The sequence below is a fragment of the Streptomyces sp. NPDC002156 genome (assembly GCF_053593675.1).
In genome coordinates, this window is record NZ_JBSFDA010000073.1 from 1 (window position 1) to 15,681 (window position 15,681).

At 69.7% G+C, this 15,681-nt stretch carries 19 protein-coding genes; 11 read left to right on the forward strand and 8 right to left on the reverse strand.

Features of this window, described 5'->3' with window-relative positions; translation table 11 throughout:
- Positions 1-113 precede the first annotated feature (113 nt).
- Entirely contained in the window at positions 114-581 is a 468-nt protein-coding gene (locus tag ACWCRB_RS26875) for a pyridoxamine 5'-phosphate oxidase family protein (protein WP_450998482.1), read from the reverse strand.
- 115 nt (positions 582-696) lie between these two features.
- Between ACWCRB_RS26875 and ACWCRB_RS26880 the strand changes: the two genes are divergently transcribed.
- The gene (locus tag ACWCRB_RS26880) at positions 697-1,341 is read left to right on the forward strand and encodes a cysteine hydrolase (RefSeq protein WP_450998483.1); all 645 of its coding nucleotides are present in this window, start codon (positions 697-699) and stop codon (positions 1,339-1,341) included.
- On the opposite strand, the gene ACWCRB_RS26885 is transcribed toward ACWCRB_RS26880, so the two are convergent.
- Positions 1,328-1,765 (reverse strand): Rieske (2Fe-2S) protein, encoded by a 438-nt coding sequence (locus ACWCRB_RS26885; protein WP_450998484.1) that lies wholly within the window; start codon positions 1,763-1,765, stop codon positions 1,328-1,330. The genes ACWCRB_RS26880 and ACWCRB_RS26885 overlap by 14 nt on opposite strands.
- Positions 1,766-1,879: 114 nt before the next feature.
- On the opposite strand from ACWCRB_RS26885, the gene ACWCRB_RS26890 reads away from it, so the two are divergent.
- The 7 genes from ACWCRB_RS26890 to ACWCRB_RS26920 all read left to right on the forward strand — a co-directional run bounded on the left by ACWCRB_RS26890 (position 1,880) and on the right by ACWCRB_RS26920 (position 8,136).
- A complete protein-coding gene (locus tag ACWCRB_RS26890; protein ID WP_450998485.1) occupies positions 1,880-2,641 on the forward strand; it encodes a HipA family kinase in 762 nt (253 codons plus the stop codon).
- Entirely contained in the window at positions 2,638-3,021 is a 384-nt protein-coding gene (locus ACWCRB_RS26895; RefSeq protein WP_369032615.1) for a DUF3037 domain-containing protein, read from the forward strand. Before ACWCRB_RS26890 ends, ACWCRB_RS26895 begins: the two co-directional genes overlap by 4 nt.
- A gap of 158 nt (positions 3,022-3,179) precedes the next feature.
- On the forward strand, positions 3,180-3,941 hold the full coding sequence (gene fabG, locus ACWCRB_RS26900) for a 3-oxoacyl-ACP reductase FabG (RefSeq protein ID WP_450998486.1): 762 nt from the start codon (positions 3,180-3,182) through the stop codon (positions 3,939-3,941).
- 17 nt (positions 3,942-3,958) lie between these two features.
- On the forward strand, positions 3,959-4,717 hold the full coding sequence (locus ACWCRB_RS26905; RefSeq protein WP_450998487.1) for an SDR family oxidoreductase: 759 nt from the start codon (positions 3,959-3,961) through the stop codon (positions 4,715-4,717).
- Positions 4,718-5,085: 368 nt separating this feature from the next.
- On the forward strand, positions 5,086-6,666 hold the full coding sequence (locus ACWCRB_RS26910; RefSeq protein WP_450998488.1) for an ABC transporter substrate-binding protein: 1,581 nt from the start codon (positions 5,086-5,088) through the stop codon (positions 6,664-6,666).
- Between the two features lie 103 nt (positions 6,667-6,769).
- Positions 6,770-7,453: a uracil-DNA glycosylase gene (locus tag ACWCRB_RS26915; RefSeq protein WP_450998489.1), complete on the forward strand. Its 684-nt coding sequence runs from the start codon at positions 6,770-6,772 to the stop codon at positions 7,451-7,453.
- A 119-nt stretch (positions 7,454-7,572) separates the two neighbouring features.
- Positions 7,573-8,136 (forward strand): hypothetical protein, encoded by a 564-nt coding sequence (locus ACWCRB_RS26920; RefSeq protein WP_450998490.1) that lies wholly within the window; start codon positions 7,573-7,575, stop codon positions 8,134-8,136.
- Between the two features lie 92 nt (positions 8,137-8,228).
- On the opposite strand, the gene ACWCRB_RS26925 is transcribed toward ACWCRB_RS26920, so the two are convergent.
- Positions 8,229-8,729, reverse strand: a complete 501-nt coding sequence (locus ACWCRB_RS26925) for a hypothetical protein (protein ID WP_450998491.1) — start codon at positions 8,727-8,729, stop codon at positions 8,229-8,231.
- Positions 8,730-8,881: 152 nt separating this feature from the next.
- Positions 8,882-9,400: a DinB family protein gene (locus tag ACWCRB_RS26930; protein WP_450998492.1), complete on the reverse strand. Its 519-nt coding sequence runs from the start codon at positions 9,398-9,400 to the stop codon at positions 8,882-8,884.
- A 99-nt stretch (positions 9,401-9,499) separates the two neighbouring features.
- On the opposite strand from ACWCRB_RS26930, the gene ACWCRB_RS26935 reads away from it, so the two are divergent.
- Positions 9,500-10,411, forward strand: coding sequence for a Gfo/Idh/MocA family protein (locus ACWCRB_RS26935; RefSeq protein WP_450998493.1), 912 nt, complete (start codon positions 9,500-9,502; stop codon positions 10,409-10,411).
- Here ACWCRB_RS26935 and lnt read toward each other — a convergent pair.
- Positions 10,329-11,903: an apolipoprotein N-acyltransferase gene (gene lnt, locus ACWCRB_RS26940; RefSeq protein WP_450998494.1), complete on the reverse strand. Its 1,575-nt coding sequence runs from the start codon at positions 11,901-11,903 to the stop codon at positions 10,329-10,331. The two genes, ACWCRB_RS26935 and lnt, sit on opposite strands and share 83 nt — an antisense overlap.
- Positions 11,904-12,078: 175 nt before the next feature.
- Positions 12,079-12,549, reverse strand: coding sequence for a nuclear transport factor 2 family protein (locus tag ACWCRB_RS26945; protein ID WP_450998495.1), 471 nt, complete (start codon positions 12,547-12,549; stop codon positions 12,079-12,081).
- Positions 12,550-12,639: 90 nt separating this feature from the next.
- On the opposite strand from ACWCRB_RS26945, the gene ACWCRB_RS26950 reads away from it, so the two are divergent.
- Positions 12,640-13,287 (forward strand): DUF4291 domain-containing protein, encoded by a 648-nt coding sequence (locus ACWCRB_RS26950; protein ID WP_450998496.1) that lies wholly within the window; start codon positions 12,640-12,642, stop codon positions 13,285-13,287.
- Positions 13,288-13,322: 35 nt separating this feature from the next.
- Positions 13,323-14,066 (forward strand): SDR family NAD(P)-dependent oxidoreductase, encoded by a 744-nt coding sequence (locus tag ACWCRB_RS26955; protein WP_450998497.1) that lies wholly within the window; start codon positions 13,323-13,325, stop codon positions 14,064-14,066.
- 110 nt (positions 14,067-14,176) lie between these two features.
- Here ACWCRB_RS26955 and ACWCRB_RS26960 read toward each other — a convergent pair whose 3' ends face one another.
- Positions 14,177-14,356, reverse strand: a complete 180-nt coding sequence (locus tag ACWCRB_RS26960; protein ID WP_369032603.1) for a hypothetical protein — start codon at positions 14,354-14,356, stop codon at positions 14,177-14,179.
- Positions 14,357-14,458: 102 nt separating this feature from the next.
- On the reverse strand, positions 14,459-15,334 hold the full coding sequence (locus tag ACWCRB_RS26965) for an undecaprenyl-diphosphate phosphatase (protein WP_450998498.1): 876 nt from the start codon (positions 15,332-15,334) through the stop codon (positions 14,459-14,461).
- Between the last annotated feature and the right edge of the window lie 347 nt (positions 15,335-15,681).

The window sequence follows — 15,681 nt, forward strand, 5'->3', positions numbered from 1 at the left end:
GGGTTTTCGCCCCCGCCGCCCCTACCCGTCCCATCCTTCTGGGGGCTGTGCCCCCAGACCCCCCCTTTCGGCCTGAACGGCCTCGTCCTCAAACGCCGGACGGGCTGAAATGACTACTGCGCCGGGAGTTTGCGGAAGTCCCAGGAGACGATTTTTTCCGGGGTCAGGCGGATCCAGGCGTGTCTGCCGTCGTGGGGCATTTCGTCCAGGCGGAAGTTCTTGCGGGCGAACAGGGTCTCCGGGACGTCCAGTTCGGCGCGCAGTTCTCCCGTGCGGGGGGACTCGCCGACGAACTCGACGGCGCCGGACAGTTCGACGCCGCGCAGTTCGTCGTACTCCTCGCCCGTGTCGACGACGATCGCGACCCGTGGGTCGCGGCACAGGTCGGTCCAACGCTTGCTGCGGACCACCGAGTACAGCCACATCGAGGTGCCGTCCCAGGCGAACCACAGCGTGCTCACATGCGGAGCGCCCTCCGCCGAGATGGTGGCGACCCGGCAGGTGCGCTGGGTCGTCAGGAACTCGTCCAGCTCGCCCGGCGTCATCATGATCTTCCGGCCTCGGCGCTGAGTGACGGTCATGCGATCCCCCCTCTTGTTCTCCCACGTCGTGTCAGAGGTGATCCTCTGACATCACGTCAGAAAAGAAAATGGGTCGTCTTCCGCCCGGACGTGACGAGCGTTACTCTCCAGCGCCATGCCGTCGTTCGAACAGCTCAGCGAACTCCTCGACCCCGCCACCACGGTCCTGCTCACCGTCGAGTGCCAGCAGGGCGTCGTCGGTCCGGACAGCGCCCTGCCCGAACTCGCCGCGGAGGCGCGATCATCGGGGGCGCTGGGCCGGGTGGCCCGGCTGGTCGCCGCGGCGCACGACACCGGCGTCCAGGTCATCCACGCGATCGCCGAGCGTCGGCCGGACGGGCGCGGTGCGAACCGCAACGCCCGGCTGTTCCGCGCCGCCGAACGGCTTCCCGTCCAGCAGCTCTCCGGCACCACCGCGGTGCGTCTCGCGCCGCCGATCGAGGTCGCCGACGAGGACTTCGTCGTACGGCGGCTGCACGGCCTGTCGCCGATCCAGGGCACCGACGTCGACGCGCTGCTGCGCAACCTGGGCTGCCGCACGCTGATCGTGACCGGGGTCTCGGCCAACGTCGCGATTCCCAACGCCGTGTTCGACGCCGTGAACCGCGGATACACGGTCGTCGTGCCCAGGGACGCCATCGCGGGGGTGCCCTCCGACTACACCCCCGCGATGATCCGCAACACCCTCGCGCTGGTCGCCACGGTCGCTACCACCGACGAGGTGCTGGCCTGTCTCAGGGGGAGGGTCAGGCGAGTGTGATCGAGTCCCCGGAGACGGTGATTTCCTCGGCTGCCAGGGCCTCGGTCGCGGGGCCCTTCTTCACGCTGCCGTCCGTGACCGAGAACTCGCTGTTGTGGCACGGACAGGTGATGACGCCGTTGGCGACCCCCGTCACCGCACAGCCCGCGTGCGTGCACTTGGAGGAGAAGGCCTTGTAGGTGCCCGCCGTCGGCTGAGTGATCACCACACCCTGGTCCTTGAAGATTTTGCCACCGCCCTCCGGGATGTCGGTGGTTTTCGCGACGGCGGTGCCGGCGGCGGCTCCCTGTTCGGTGGCGGAGTCGGACGAGTCGTCCTCCGACCCGCACGCGGTCAGCGCGACGGCGAGCCCCGCCGCGCCGGCCGCCGCCATGACCGTACGACGGGCCGGTCCCGATAGGGGCTGAAGCGAGGCGCTGCTCATGCTGGCGTTTCCTTCCGAAGGCGTTTTCAGGATCTGTGCGGAGATACGAACCCCGTGTGCGCGCCGTTCAGGCGCGCGGACATCCGGCCGTGAACGCCCCAGTAACCTGGGGCGATGCTCAAGGAAGTCATCGCGACCCGCTACATCACGCCCCTGCGTGAGGGCGGTTCGCTGCCGGGACTCGTCGAGGCCGACGATCTCGGGACGTATGTGCTCAAGTTCAGGGGTGCGGGGCAGGGGCGTAAGACGCTCGTCGCCGAGGTTGTCTGTGGTGAGTTGGCCCGGCGGTTGGGGCTGCGGGTGCCGGGGCTGGTTGCCGTCGAGCTCGATCCGGTGCTGGGGCTCGGTGAACCCGACGAGCAGGTGCAGGGGCTGCTCCGGGGGAGCGGTGGCACCAATCTCGGCATGGACTTCCTGTCGGGGGCTCTCGGGTTCGATCCGCTCGCCTTCGGGGTGGGCGCCGAGGAGGCCGGGCGGGTGGTGTGGTTCGACGCGCTCGTCAACAACGTCGATCGGTCCTGGCGCAACCCGAACCTGCTGATGTGGCATGGCCAGTTGTGGCTCATCGACCATGGCGCCACGATGATCTGGCATCACCACTGGCCCGGCGCCCGGGTCTCCGCCGCCAAGCCGTACGACGTCTCCGAGCACGCCCTCGCCCGGTTCGGCCCGGACATCGCCTCGGCCGCCGCCGAACTGGCGCCGCTGGTCACCGAGGAACTGCTCGCCGAGGTGACCGCCGAGATCCCCGACGCCTGGCTCGCGGACGAACCCGGGTTCGAGTCGCCGGACGCGCTCCGAAGGGCCTACGCGGAGCCGCTCCTCGCGCGCGCGGCCGTCATCCACGAGCGGATCACCCATGGGGGGACCGCGTGAGCGAGCGGGACGTCTTCGAGTACGCGCTGCTGCGGGTCGTACCGCGGATCGAGCGCGGCGAGTGTTTCAACGCGGGTGTGCTGGTGTATTGCCGCGCCAAGTCCTTCGTCGCCGCGCGGACACATCTGGACGAGGGCAAGCTGCGGGCGCTGGACCCGGCGGCCGACGTCGACGGTGTGCGGGCCGCGCTGCGTGCCGTCGAAGGGGTCTGTACGGGCGGGGTGGCCGCCGGTCAGGCGGCGCAGGACGATGCCGGACGGCGCTTCCGCTGGCTGATCGCGCCGCGCTCCACGGTCGTACAGCCGGGGCCCGTGCACACAGGGCTCACCGCCGATCCACGGGCCGAGGCGGAGCGACTGCTCGACCTGCTGGTCAGGTGATGACGAGCAACGACAGGTAATGGCTCACACCGGCCTGACATGCCGTTGACACGGAGTGTCAGGACTTCTAGCGTCACATGCACCGAAGGTACTAAGCGGTCGCTCACCTGAGGGCGTACCGTGGGCCGCAGGCTTTTCAAGGGCGAGGAGAACCAGCAATGTCCACCACTGAGCAGCGGGTCGCCGTGGTCACGGGCGGTGCGCGTGGCATCGGCGCCGCGACCGCCGTACGACTGGCGGCGGAGGGCCGCGCCGTCGCGGTGATCGACCTCGACGAGGCCGCCTGCAAGGACACCGTGGAGAAGATCACCGCTGCCGGTAGCAGGGCGATCGCCGTCGGCTGCGACGTCTCCGACGAGGCCCAGGTCGCGGCCGCGGTCACGCGCATCGCCGAGGAACTGGGCGGACCCACGATCCTCGTCAACAACGCGGGCGTCCTGCGCGACAACCTGCTCTTCAAGATGAGCGTGTCCGACTGGGACACGGTCATGAACGTGCATCTGCGCGGCGCCTTCCTGATGTCGAGGGCATGTCAGAAGTACATGGTGGACGCCAAGTTCGGGCGGATCGTCAACCTGTCCTCGTCGTCCGCCCAGGGCAACCGCGGCCAGGTCAACTACGCCGCCGCCAAGGCCGGTCTCCAGGGCTTCACCAAGACCCTCGCCCTCGAACTCGGCAAGTTCGGCGTCACCGCGAACGCCGTCGCCCCCGGCTTCATCGCCACCGACATGACGGCCGCCACCGCCGAGCGCGTCGGCATGGGCTTCGAGGACTTCAAGGCCGCCGCCGCGACCCAGATCCCCGTCCAGCGCGTGGGCAACCCCGACGACATCTCCAACGCGATCGCCTTCTTCACGGGCGAGGCCGCCGGATTCGTCTCCGGCCAGGTGCTGTACGTCGCCGGCGGACCGCTCGACTAGGGCCGGGGGAAACGAACATGAGCACTGTGGAACTCTCGGGCAAGGTCGCCCTCATCACCGGCGCCAGCCGGGGCATCGGCTACGGCATCGCCGAGGCGCTCCTCGCGCGCGGTGACCGGGTCTGCATCACCGGACGCAACGAGGACGCCCTCAAGGAGGCCGTCGAGGCACTCGGTGCCGACCGGGTCATTGGCGTGGCCGGCAAGGCCCACGACGAGGCCCACCAGGCCGTCGCCGTCGAGCGCACCATCGAGGCGTTCGGGCGGATCGACCACCTCGTCAACAACGCCGGTACGAACCCGGTGTTCGGGCCGATCGCCGACCTCGACCTCAATGTGGCGCGCAAGGTCTTCGAGACCAACGTCGTCTCGGCGCTTGGCTTCGCTCAGAAGACCTGGCACGCCTGGCAGAAGGACAACGGCGGCGCGATCGTCAACATCACGTCCGTGGCCGGTCTCTCGGCCTCGCCGTTCATCGGCGCGTACGGCATCAGCAAGGCCGCGATGGACAACCTGACGCGGCAACTGGCGCACGAGTACGCGCCGCGGGTGCGGGTCAACTCGATCGCGCCGGCCGTCGTGAAGACGAAGTTCGCGCAGGCGCTGTACGAGGGCCGCGAGGAGGAGGCGGCCGCCGCCTACCCGCTCGGCCGGCTCGGCGTACCCTCGGACATCGGCGGCGCCGCCGCGTTCCTGACCTCGTCGCAGGCCGACTGGATCACCGGCCAGACCCTCGTGGTCGACGGCGGCATCTTCCTCAAGGCCGGAAACAGCTGACGTGAACGACTGACGTAACCGGATCGGTACGAAGTGGGGCGGGCGCTCGTCAGGAGACGGGCGCCCGCTCCGGTTCCCGGTTCATCCGGGCTCGGACGGGTGTTCGCCCCGCCGTCGATTTTTACGTCTGCTTTGCCATTTACCGGAAGATGAGCGGCCAAAAGTCCCTATGTCGACCGACGCAAACTTATGCGCCCCGGCTGACAGAAAAAGCTTCTGTGTCGACGTGCGAGGTCACGCGGTCCGAGGACGGCACTGTCCGATACGCGCTGATCAAGTGGCCTACCAGGAAGCTGGACCACCTACAGGGGCACTGCGGTATGGTCTGCCGACCGTTGGCTTGGTATGGCAGATCGAGGAGCGTGCACGTGTTCAACCGGAACCGGGGCCTGCGGCAGGTTGCGGCAGCCGCGTCCATATCCATGGTCGCCGGATGCGGAGTCTTCTCCTCCGACTCCTCCGGCGACGGGAAGCCCATCGTGGTGGGGACGACCAGTGAGCCCAGCACACTGGATCCGGCGGCGTCCTGGGACAACTCGTGGGAGCTGTTCCGCAACGTCCACCAGACGCTGCTCAACTTCGACACCGGCGGGTCCGAGCCCAAGCCCGACGCCGCCAAGAGCTGCGAGTTCACCGACAGTTCGAGCACGGTGTACAGCTGCGAGCTGCGCGAGGGCCTGACGTTCTCGGACGGGCACAAGCTGGACGCGAAGGCGGTCAAGTACTCGATCGACCGCATCAAGACGATCAACGTCAACGGTGGCCCGGCCGGTCTGCTGACCAGCCTCGACCGGATCGAGGTGAAGGGTGACCGCGGGCTCGTCTTCCATCTGAACCAGGCCGACGCGACCTTCCCCTTCGTGCTCTCCACGCCCGCCATGTCGATCGTGGACCCCGAGGACTACCCCGCGAAGTCGCTCCGCGAGGACGGCAAGGTCAGCGGCTCCGGGCCGTACACGCTGGAGTCCTACGACGAGGGCGACAAGGCCGTACTCGTCAGGAACGACAGCTACAAGGGCATCGCGGACCCCAAGAACGACGCCGTCACCATCCAGTACTTCCAGCAGTCGTCCGAGATAGCCGACGCGCTGCGGGAGAAGAAGATCGACGTCATCTACCGCGGTCTCGCCGCCGGGGACATCGTCGACATCCAGGACAACGAGAAGGAGGAGGGGCTCCAGCTCGTCGAGAACGCCACCACCGAGATCAGCTACCTGGTGTTCAACCCCAAGGACCCGTGGTCCAACAAGCTCTCGGTGCGCAGGGCCATCGCCCAGGTCGTCGACCGCCCGGCGCTCGCCCACAACATCTACAAGGACACCGTCGAGCCGCTGTACTCGATGATCCCCAAGGGTCTGGTCGGCCACACCACGGGCTTCTTCGACGACTTCGGCACGCCCAGTGCCGCCAAGGCCAAGCAGATCCTCGTCGACGACGGCATCACCGAGCGGGTCCCGCTCACCCTCTGGTACACGAGCGACCGCTACGGCTCCCAGACCAAGCCGGCCTTCGAGGAACTGAAGCGCCAGCTGGAGGCCTCCGGCCTGTTCACCGTGACGCTCCAGAGCCGCCCGTGGAAGACCTACGTGGACGGCTACCAGAAGGGCGAGTACCCGGTGTTCGGGCGCGGCTGGTTCCCCGACTTCCCCGACGCCGACAACTTCATCGCTCCCTTCGTGGGCGAGCAGAACGCGCTCGGTACGCCGTACACGTCACCCGAGATCACCGGCCAGCTGCTCCCGGCGTCCCGCAAGGAGAGCGACCGCGGGGCCGTGGGCGAGGAGTTCGAGGAAGCCCAGCAGATCCTCCTCGACGACGCCCGGCTGCTGCCGCTGTGGCAGGGCAAGCAGCATGTGGCGGCGAACGAGGAGATCGGCGGCGCCGAGGTGTCCATCGACCCGGCGACGATGATGGTGATGTGGGAGCTGTACTGGAAGACCAGCTGGTAGCGGAGCCGACGGTTCGAGTACGGCGGACTTCGGGGCCCGTTGTCAGTGGGCGCCGGTAGGTTCTTCGGTGAGTGGAACACACCGCACATCGGAGGAAGTTCACGTGACCGACATCGCCATGCTGCCCGAGTCCTGGCGCGGCGTCCTGGGTGACGAGCTGCAGCAGCCCTACTTCAAGGAGCTGACCGAGTTCGTCGAGGAGGAGCGGGCACGCGGTCCTGTCTTTCCTCCGCGCGACGAGGTGTTCGCCGCGCTCGAAGCGACGCCGTACGACAAGGTGAAGGTCCTGATCCTCGGTCAGGACCCCTACCACGGCGAGGGGCAGGGCCACGGCCTGTGCTTCTCCGTCCGGCCCGGTGTGAAGACCCCGCCCTCGCTCCGCAACATCTACAAGGAGATGAAGGAGGAGCTGGGCACGCCCGTCCCCGACAACGGCTATCTGATGCCGTGGGCCGAGCAGGGCGTGCTGCTGCTCAACGCGGTGCTCACGGTCCGCTCCGGCGAGGCCAACTCGCACAAGGGGAAGGGCTGGGAGAAGTTCACGGACGCGGTGATCCGGTCCGTGGCCGACCGTCCCGACCCGGCGGTCTTCGTCCTGTGGGGCAACTACGCGCAGAAGAAGCTCCCGCTGATCGACGAGGAGCGGCACGTGGTGGTGAAGGGGGCGCACCCGTCGCCGCTCTCGGCGAAGAAGTTCTTCGGCTCGCGTCCGTTCACCCAGATCAATGAGGCGGTCGCCGGCCAGGGGCACGAGCCGATCGACTGGACGATTCCCGACCTGGGCTGATCCGGAAGGGGTGCGGCGGGTCGCCGGGCCGGTGCCTACCGGCCCGCCTGACCGGGATTGTCAGTGCCTGCCGTTAGCGTCGCCAGGGACAGTGGGCAGCGGACAGGGTGGAGGGTGCGGTGACGGAGCGCCAGGAACAGGTGGTGCCGGACGCCATGATGACCCGGATCGGGCAGGCCGTCATGTTGCATCACGGCGGTGACCGCGAGGAGGCCAGGGGGCGCTTCCTGGGGCTGTGGGCGGAGATCGGCGAGGACGGCGACCCGCTGCACCGCTGCACCCTGGCGCACTACATGGCCGACACCCAGGACGACCCCTCGGACGAACTGGCGTGGGACCTACGGGCGTTGTCGGCGGCCGAGGAACTGTCGGACGAGCGGGTCGCGGAGGTCGTCCAGCACGAGGGGGCGCTCGCGGTGCGCGCCCTGTACCCCTCACTGCATCTGAACCTCGCCGCCGACTATGTGAAGCTGGACCGCCCCGAGGCCGCCCGCACCCACCTCCGCCGGGCCCGCGGCGCGGCCGACGCCCTGGGCGACGACAGCTACGGCGACGGGGTCAGGGCGGCCATCGGGCGGCTGGAGCTACGGCTGGGGGAGGGGGGCTCCTCCGGAGGGGCGGACGGGAGACCGGGGGGCGGTTCGGGCGGGGACTCGTGGGGGCCGCCGCGACAGCGGCCCTAGGCGCCCCGGCGCATCCCCGCCCTGAGGCGCCCTCAGTACATCCCCTGCCTGGGCGGACCCCGGCACCTTCCTGCCCTTGGGGCCCGGACGCCTCAACGCCCGTACGCGTCCTTGCAGATGACCGTCTGGGGGCTGTCCTTGCCCCAGCCGCCGTACTTCCTGCCGAGGGCGCACACGTCGGTGTTCTCGCGTACCGGGCGGGACACGTCGGGGAGTTCGACGCGGGGCTGCGTGTGGCGGCGCTCCGGCTTCGGTGGGCGCTGCTTCGGCTTGGTCCGGCGGGGCGGGGGTACCGGAGCGGCGGCCGGTGCGGGCGGAGGCGCCGCGGCGGCCGGACGGTGCGGCTCTTCCGGGGCCCGCGGCGCCTGTACAGCCTGCGTGGGCGTGCTGTCGGGGCCGATCAGTTCCAGTGCCTCCCGGGCGGGCGCCTGCACGATCTGCGGTTCGGCCAGGACGGCCGGGCGGGGCACCGACGGCTGGGACGGCGCCGGGGGCGGGCCGGGAGCGATCGGGTGCTGGACCGTGACGCAGCCGGAGAGAGCCGTGACAGCCACGGTGACAAGGAGCGTTGCGGTGGTCGTCGTTCGATGCACCCGCGCAACTCTGCTGTGTCCGGCCCGATTCGGAACCCGTGGACCAGCGGAGGATGCCCCACACGGGTGATCTCCGGCCCCGTACGGAGGGTGCGGAGCGGCCCCGGCTGACGTCCGTCACCATCCCGGGGCGCGCCCGCCGCAGGCCGGACTCAGTCGCCGGTCGCTCCGTCGAGCCGTTCGCGGATCAGGTCGGCGTGGCCGTTGTGGCGGGCGTACTCCTCGATCATGTGGGTGTAGAGCCAGCGCAGGTTGAACGGCTCGCCGGTGTGCCGGCTCTTGCCACGGGTCAGCTCGTCCAGGCCGAAGTCCGCGGCGTTGCGCCGGGCGATCTCGATCTCGGCCTGCCAGGTGTCGTACGCCTCCTGCCAGCTGTCCGCCTCGGTGAGATGGAACTCGCCGTCCCGATCTTCCTCGGTGTAGTAGATCGGCCCCGCGTCGTCGCTCACCAGCACCCTGCGGAACCAGCTCCGCTCCACCTCCGCCATGTGCCGCACCAGACCCATGAGGGACAGTTCGGAAGGCTCCACCGAGGCGGTTCTGAGCTGGGCGTCGGTCAGGCCCTCGCACTTCCATGCCAGCGTCTGCCGGTGGTAATCCAGCCAGCCCTCCAGCATGGTGCGTTCGTCGGCGGTCAGGGCGGGTTCGCTGCGCTGCGGCTGTTTCGTCATGCAGGCATGGTCGCCCACGGAGACCGCCCCCACCATGCGTTTTCCGGCGCCCGTATGCTTCCGGCAGGACCCCGGCAGGCAACCGCTGAAGGAGACCCCGTGAAGGTCGGCTGCATCGGACTCGGCGACATCGCGCAGAAGGCGTATCTGCCGGTGCTCGGCAGCCGCCCCGACGTCGAACTGCACCTCCAGACCCGCACACCGGAAACGCTCACCCGGGTCGCCGACAGCCTCCACCTCCCCCAGGAGCGGCGCCACACCGACCTGGACGCCCTCCTCGCCCAGGGCCTCGACGCCGCCTTCGTGCACGCGCCCACCGTCGTGCACCCGGAGATCGTGACCAGGCTGCTGGAGGCGGGCGTACCGACGTACGTCGACAAGCCGCTCGCGTACGAACTCGCCGAGTCGGAGCGGCTGGTGGGGCTGGCGGAGGAACGCGGGGTCTCGCTCGCCGTCGGGTTCAACCGGCGCTTCGCGCCCGGGTACACGCAGTGCGCCGACCATCCGCGCGAGCTGATCCTGATGCAGAAGAACCGCATCGGGCTGCCCGAGGAACCCCGCGCGATGATCCTCGACGACTTCATCCATGTCGTGGACACACTGCGGTTCCTGGTGCCGGGCCCGGTCGACGACGTCACCGTGCGCGCCCGCACCGAGGGCGGACTGCTGCACCACGTGGTGCTCCAGCTCGCCGGGGACGGGTTCACCGCGCTCGGGGTGATGAACCGGCTCAGCGGCTCGGCCGAGGAGATCCTCGAGGTGTCCGGGCAGGACACCAAGCGTCAGGTGGTCAACCTCGCCGAGGTGATCGACCACAAGGGCCAGCCGACGGTACGGCGGCGCGGCGACTGGGTGCCGGTGGCGCGACAGCGCGGCATCGAACAGGCGGTGCTCGCCTTCCTCGACGCCGTGCGCGCGGGCAAGGTGCTCAGCGCCCGGGACGCACTGGCGACCCATGAACTGTGCGAGCGGGTGGTACGAGCGGTGCGGGAACGGATCGACGCCGCCTGACCCCGCGTCCGCCCTCGACACAGCCCAGGACCAGCAGGACGAGCACGGCCCCGTACACCGGCCACGCGCCGAAGCGGACGTACGGCGTGACACCCCGGGCCAGCGGTACGTCGTACACCGCCGCGGTGCTCTCGTCGGTGCCGAGCCAGGAGCCGACGCGCTCGCCGCTCGGCCCGTAGACGGCGGAGACGCCGGTCAGCGTGGCGTGCACCATGGGCCGGCCGGTCTCGGCGGCGCGCAGGGCCGCGATCGAGGCGTGCTGCTCGGGGGCCCAGCTGGACTGGAACGAGGAGGTCGACGACTGGGCGATCAGTACGTCGGCGCCGTCCCTGGCGAGGTTGCGGCTCATGTCCGGGAACGCGGACTCGAAGCAGACCATGGGCCCGACGCGCAGCCCGTCCCCGACGTCCATCACGACCTGCTCCGTGCCGCGCCTGCGGTCCTCGCCCGCCGCCTTGCCGACGGAGGTGGCCCAGCCCAGCAGCGAACGCGCCGGAATGTACTCACCGAAGGGCACGAGCCGCATCTTGTCGTACCGGTCACCGGTGGGGCCGTCGGGACCGACGAGCACCGAACTCTTGTAGATGCCGGGCTGGTCGGAGCGCCTGGCATCCACGTTGACGAGGATGTCGGTGCCGGTCGTGCGCGAGAGGGAGGCAAGCCGTCTCGCCAGGTCGGGCCGGTCGGCGAGGTCGTAGCCGACGCTGCTCTCGCCCCAGACGATCAGATCCACGTCCTGACCGGCCAGTCGGCGGGTGAGCGCCTCCTCACGTGCGAACCGCTTCTCGGCGCTGCCGGACCCGTCGACGATCCCCGGCTGGACGACGGCGATCCGCACCCCGCCGTCCGCTTCCGGACGCGGTGACCACACCCAGGCGGCGGAGGTCACGGCGGCGGTGGCGACGAGCCCGGCCACCGCCGGAACCCGGGACTCGCGCACCGCGACCAGGACGGCGACCGCGATGTTCACGGCGACCACGAGGAAGCTGAGCAGCCATACCCCGCCGACCGAGGCCAGCCGCAGCGCGGGCGCGACCTGCCACTGGCTGGATCCGATCATGCCCCAGGGCCCGCCCAGCCCCTGCCACGAGCGGACCAGCTCGACCATGAGCCACCCCGAGGGCAGCACGACGAGCGCGGCGGCGATCCGCCCGGCCGGGGGCCGGCCCGCCAGGAACCGGCGTACGAGGACACCCCAGGGCGCCCACAGCGCGCCCAGCAGCGCCGCGATGACGAGCGTGAACACATGCAGGCTCGGCAGCAGCCAGTGATGCACGGCCAGCATGAACCCGAGTCCGCCGAACCAGCCGTCGTAGGCGGCCCGTTTGCCGGTCGGCGCGGACCGGACGAGCAGGATCCAGGGCACGAGCGCGACGTACGCGAACCACCACAGGGCCGGCGCGGGGAAGGCGAACATCGGCAGCGCACCGGCCAGCGCGGCGGCGACGGAACGGCGCCACGGGGAGGCGATCCAGTGGCCGGGCAGTTTCATACGGCGCCTCCTACCAGTCGGTTCCCCGGACAACTACCCAGTCGGTTACCCAGCCGGTGGGTCCAGTGTGCGCGGTGGAGACGATCTCGGGCCAGCAGGACTCCGGCCAGGGACGGCGGATTCCTCGTATTGGCGTACGGGAGGTCGCCCGGGGGAGGCGAACGAGGCCGGTCGGTCAGCGCTTCGGCGTGCGACGCCACTTCTCCTGGACGACCACCTCGCGCAGCCGCCAGCCGTCCCGCGTACGGACCAGCCCGAAGGCGTACCGGCCGCCGCAGACGAAGTCGGGGGCGGTGGAGCCGTTCTCGCCGTCGCGGTCGGCGAGGCGCATGGGGTTGATGTAGTCGGCCTGGACGCGGGCGGTGTCGCCGGTGTCCTGCTCCAGGAGGTCGAAGCCGACCCGGCGGTTGACGATCAGATGCTGCCGCATCGGAAACAGTTCCATGCTCTGCGCGAGCCACCCGGCGACCTGCCGGGCCTCGCCCTCGATACCGCCGGCCGAGCGGTAGTCCGCCCGCCCGTCCGGCGCGAACAGTCCCACGTACGCCTCCCAGTCGCCGTCGTCCACCGCCACCGCGTACTCGGTGACGAGTCCGTCCAGGGAGAGCCGGTCCATCACGGTCGCTAGCTCCACACGCTGCGTCATCGGCTCAGTGTTGGGCACGGGGAGGGCGGAGCCAAGACCATCGCGGATATTCGGTGGCCGACGGGCGTGTCCGCCTCCGAAGCTGGTCACGTGAATGATCAGACAGTCGAACTTTCCGATGAGTGGGGATCCGCCGCCTCCGACGAACAGGAACCCAGGTTCCGTGTACGCGCCCGTCATACGGCGTCCACGGTGACCGTCTATCAGGCCTACCGCCCGGAGATCGGGCTCGCGGCGGCGCGGGACGGCCGGTTTCCGGCGGCGTGGAAGCGGGACCGGATGACGTGGATCAAGCCGTCCTTCACCTGGACGATGTATCGCTGCGGCTGGGGCTCGAAGGAAGGTCAGGAGACCGTGCTGGCCGTCGAGATCAGTCGGGAGGGGTTTGTCTGGGCGTTGCGGAACGCGTGCCTTTCGCATTACGTCCCCGGTCTGCACGGGGACCAGGCCGCCTGGAAGCGGCAGCTGAGGCGGGCCTCGGCGCGGGTGCAGTGGGACCCTGAGCGGGATCTCCGGCTCAACCCGCTGCCGTACCGGTCCTTGCAGCTGGGGCTTTCGGGGGAGGCGGCGGCGCGGTACGCCGACGAGTGGATCGTCGGGATCGAGGATGTGACGGCACTCGCCGCCGAAATCCATGGGCTCGTGCGAGCGGGGCAACTGGACCTCGCGGCCGGGCTGTTGCCGGTGGAGCGGCCCTACCCCCTCGACGAGGACGTGCTCGTGCATCTGCGACCGTAGATCCATCGCTCATTGCGGAAGAAGGAGGTACGTCCTTGAGTGGGGCGCTGGTCACCGTGGTCACCGGTGGGAGTCGGGGGATTGGTGCCGCCACCTGTCTGCGGCTCGCGGCGGACGGGCATGATGTCGCCGTGGGGTACGTGCGGGACGCCCGGGCCGCCGAGTCGGTTGCCGAGGGGGTGCGGGCGGCGGGTGTGCGCTGTGTGACCGTCGCGGTGGACACCTCCGTCGAGGCTGATGTGGAGCGGCTGTTCGACACGGTGGAGGAGCGGCTCGGACCGGTCTCGGGGCTTGTGAACAACGCCGGTGTGACCGGCCCGCTCGGCAGGCTCGCCGACGCTGATTCCGCCGATCTTCGGCGCGTGGTGGAGGTCAACCTGCTTGGCACGCTGCTGTGTTCGCGGCGGGCCGCGCGGTCCATGACGGCGCGGGGGACCGGCGTCATCGTGAATGTGTCCTCGGCGGCGGCCACCCTCGGTGCCCCCGGCGAGTACGTCCACTACGCGGCGACCAAGGCGGCCGTCGACGCGCTGACCGTGGGTCTGGCCAAGGAACTCGGTCCGGACGGCATCCGTGTCAACGCGGTGGCCCCGGGCGTCATCGACACCGAGATCCACGCGGCGATGGGCGACCCGGACCGGGCCAAACGCGCGGCCGCGGCGATTCCGCTCCGCCGGGCGGGGCTGGCCGAGGAAGTCGCGGCCGCCATCGCCTGGTTGATGTCGCCGGATGCCTCGTACGCGACGGGTGCGGTGCTGCGGGTGTCGGGCGGGCGGTGACGCCGCGTGAGGAGAGCGGGTGATGACTCAGCGTCACCGCCGGGCGGTGTGCGAGCTTGTCGTGCAGGGCGTCGACGGGCGTCCCGCCCTGCAGGCGTACGTCCCGGCGGTCATGCCGCCTCGATGACCTCGCCGCGTATCGCCGCGGCCCACCTGACCACCAACAGCTCGTACTCCTCCCGCTCTTGGGCCGAGAGGGAACCGCCCGCGCGGAGCCAGAGCGCACGGATCTGCTCGTTCAACGCGGCAGCGGACCGCACGGAACCAGGGGTCAGGGAGTCGGGGGACATGCGCACCAGCGTAGGGGCAAGGACTGACACTGCGCTACCGGGTGGCTACTGGATCGGTATGTGGTTGGTCACGGTCTCCGGAGTCGTACGGATCGTACGGACTCAGCCCGACGACTCCGCCGCGTGCGGGCTCAGCGCGCCCGTCGCCACCAGGGCGATGATCACGATGCCGAGCGCGATGCGGTAGTACACGAACGGCATGAACGACTTCGTTGAAATAAACTTCATAAACCATGCAATTACGGCATATCCGACCGCGAACGCGATCACCGTCGCGAACGCCGTCGGGCCCCAGGAGACATGGCCGCCCTCCGACGCGTCCTTGAGCTCGAAGACGCCCGAGGCGAGCACGGCCGGCATGGCCAGCAGGAAGGAGTAACGGGCCGCCGCCTCACGGGAGTAGCCCATGAACAGGCCGCCACTGATGGTCGCGCCGGACCGGGAGACACCGGGGACCAGGGCCATCGCCTGGCACAGGCCGTAGATCAGGCCGTCCCGGACGTTCAGGTCCTGGAGCCCCTTGCGCTCCTTGGCCGCCCGGTGCTTTCCGCCGGTCTCGTCGCGTGCCGCGAGCCGGTCGGCGACGCCGATGACGATGCCCATCACGATCAGCATCGTCGCCGTGATCCGCAGGTCGCGGAAGGGGCCCTCGATCTGGTCCTTGAGGGTCACCCCGAGGACGCCGATCGGAATCGAGCCGACGATCACCAGCCAGCCCATCTGCGCGTCGTGGTCGCTGCGCATCGCCTTGTTGGTGAGCGAGCGGAACCACGCCGAAAGGATCCGCCCCACGTCCTTGCGGAAGTAGATCAGCACCGCCGCTTCCGTGCCCAGCTGGGTGATCGCGGTGAAGGCGGCACCCGGGTCCTCCCAGCCGGAGAACGCGGCCGTCAGGCGCAGATGCGCGCTGGAGGAGACGGGGAGGAACTCGGTCAGCCCCTGGACGAGTCCGAGGATGAGGGATTCAAACCAAGACATGAAGTTACGTGGTCCAAGCGCTGATCGTGGAAGGGCCGACGGACACACCGGGCCGCCGTGCGCCAAGCGAAGGCGGGCGGAGATCAAGTGTGTTGGGGGCAGCCTAGCGGCCCCCGGTGACAGGCCGAGCACAGGGGGCGGGGTCAAGGGTCGGTAAAGGGTGCGGTTCGCCCGGTCGACCGCTCCGCACCATCCACCCCGTGGACACCCCCGTCGTGGTGTTGACCGACCGCTCGGACGGAACATACGTTGCCAACGATGGGAAAGCGCTTGCTGCCCCCGGCGGGTCCGGAGTCGTCACGCGTTGGCCCGCGTCAGTCACCGCGTCCGATGGAGTGCTGAACACG

Excerpts from the sequence above, each read along its gene's own strand:
- ACWCRB_RS26875 (WP_450998482.1), bottom strand. The coding sequence starts at position 581 with ATGACCGTCACTCAGCGCCGAGGCCGGAAGATCATGATGACGCCGGGC.
- fabG (WP_450998486.1), top strand. The coding sequence starts at position 3,180 with ATGTCCACCACTGAGCAGCGGGTCGCCGTGGTCACGGGCGGTGCGCGT.
- ACWCRB_RS26965 (WP_450998498.1), bottom strand. The coding sequence starts at position 15,334 with ATGTCTTGGTTTGAATCCCTCATCCTCGGACTCGTCCAGGGGCTGACC.
- lnt (WP_450998494.1), bottom strand. The coding sequence starts at position 11,903 with ATGAAACTGCCCGGCCACTGGATCGCCTCCCCGTGGCGCCGTTCCGTC.
- ACWCRB_RS26960 (WP_369032603.1), bottom strand. The coding sequence starts at position 14,356 with ATGTCCCCCGACTCCCTGACCCCTGGTTCCGTGCGGTCCGCTGCCGCG.
- ACWCRB_RS26905 (WP_450998487.1), top strand. The coding sequence starts at position 3,959 with ATGAGCACTGTGGAACTCTCGGGCAAGGTCGCCCTCATCACCGGCGCC.
- ACWCRB_RS26945 (WP_450998495.1), bottom strand. The coding sequence starts at position 12,549 with ATGACGCAGCGTGTGGAGCTAGCGACCGTGATGGACCGGCTCTCCCTG.
- ACWCRB_RS26930 (WP_450998492.1), bottom strand. The coding sequence starts at position 9,400 with ATGACGAAACAGCCGCAGCGCAGCGAACCCGCCCTGACCGCCGACGAA.
- ACWCRB_RS26885 (WP_450998484.1), bottom strand. The coding sequence starts at position 1,765 with ATGAGCAGCGCCTCGCTTCAGCCCCTATCGGGACCGGCCCGTCGTACG.
- ACWCRB_RS26890 (WP_450998485.1), top strand. The coding sequence starts at position 1,880 with ATGCTCAAGGAAGTCATCGCGACCCGCTACATCACGCCCCTGCGTGAG.
- ACWCRB_RS26880 (WP_450998483.1), top strand. The coding sequence starts at position 697 with ATGCCGTCGTTCGAACAGCTCAGCGAACTCCTCGACCCCGCCACCACG.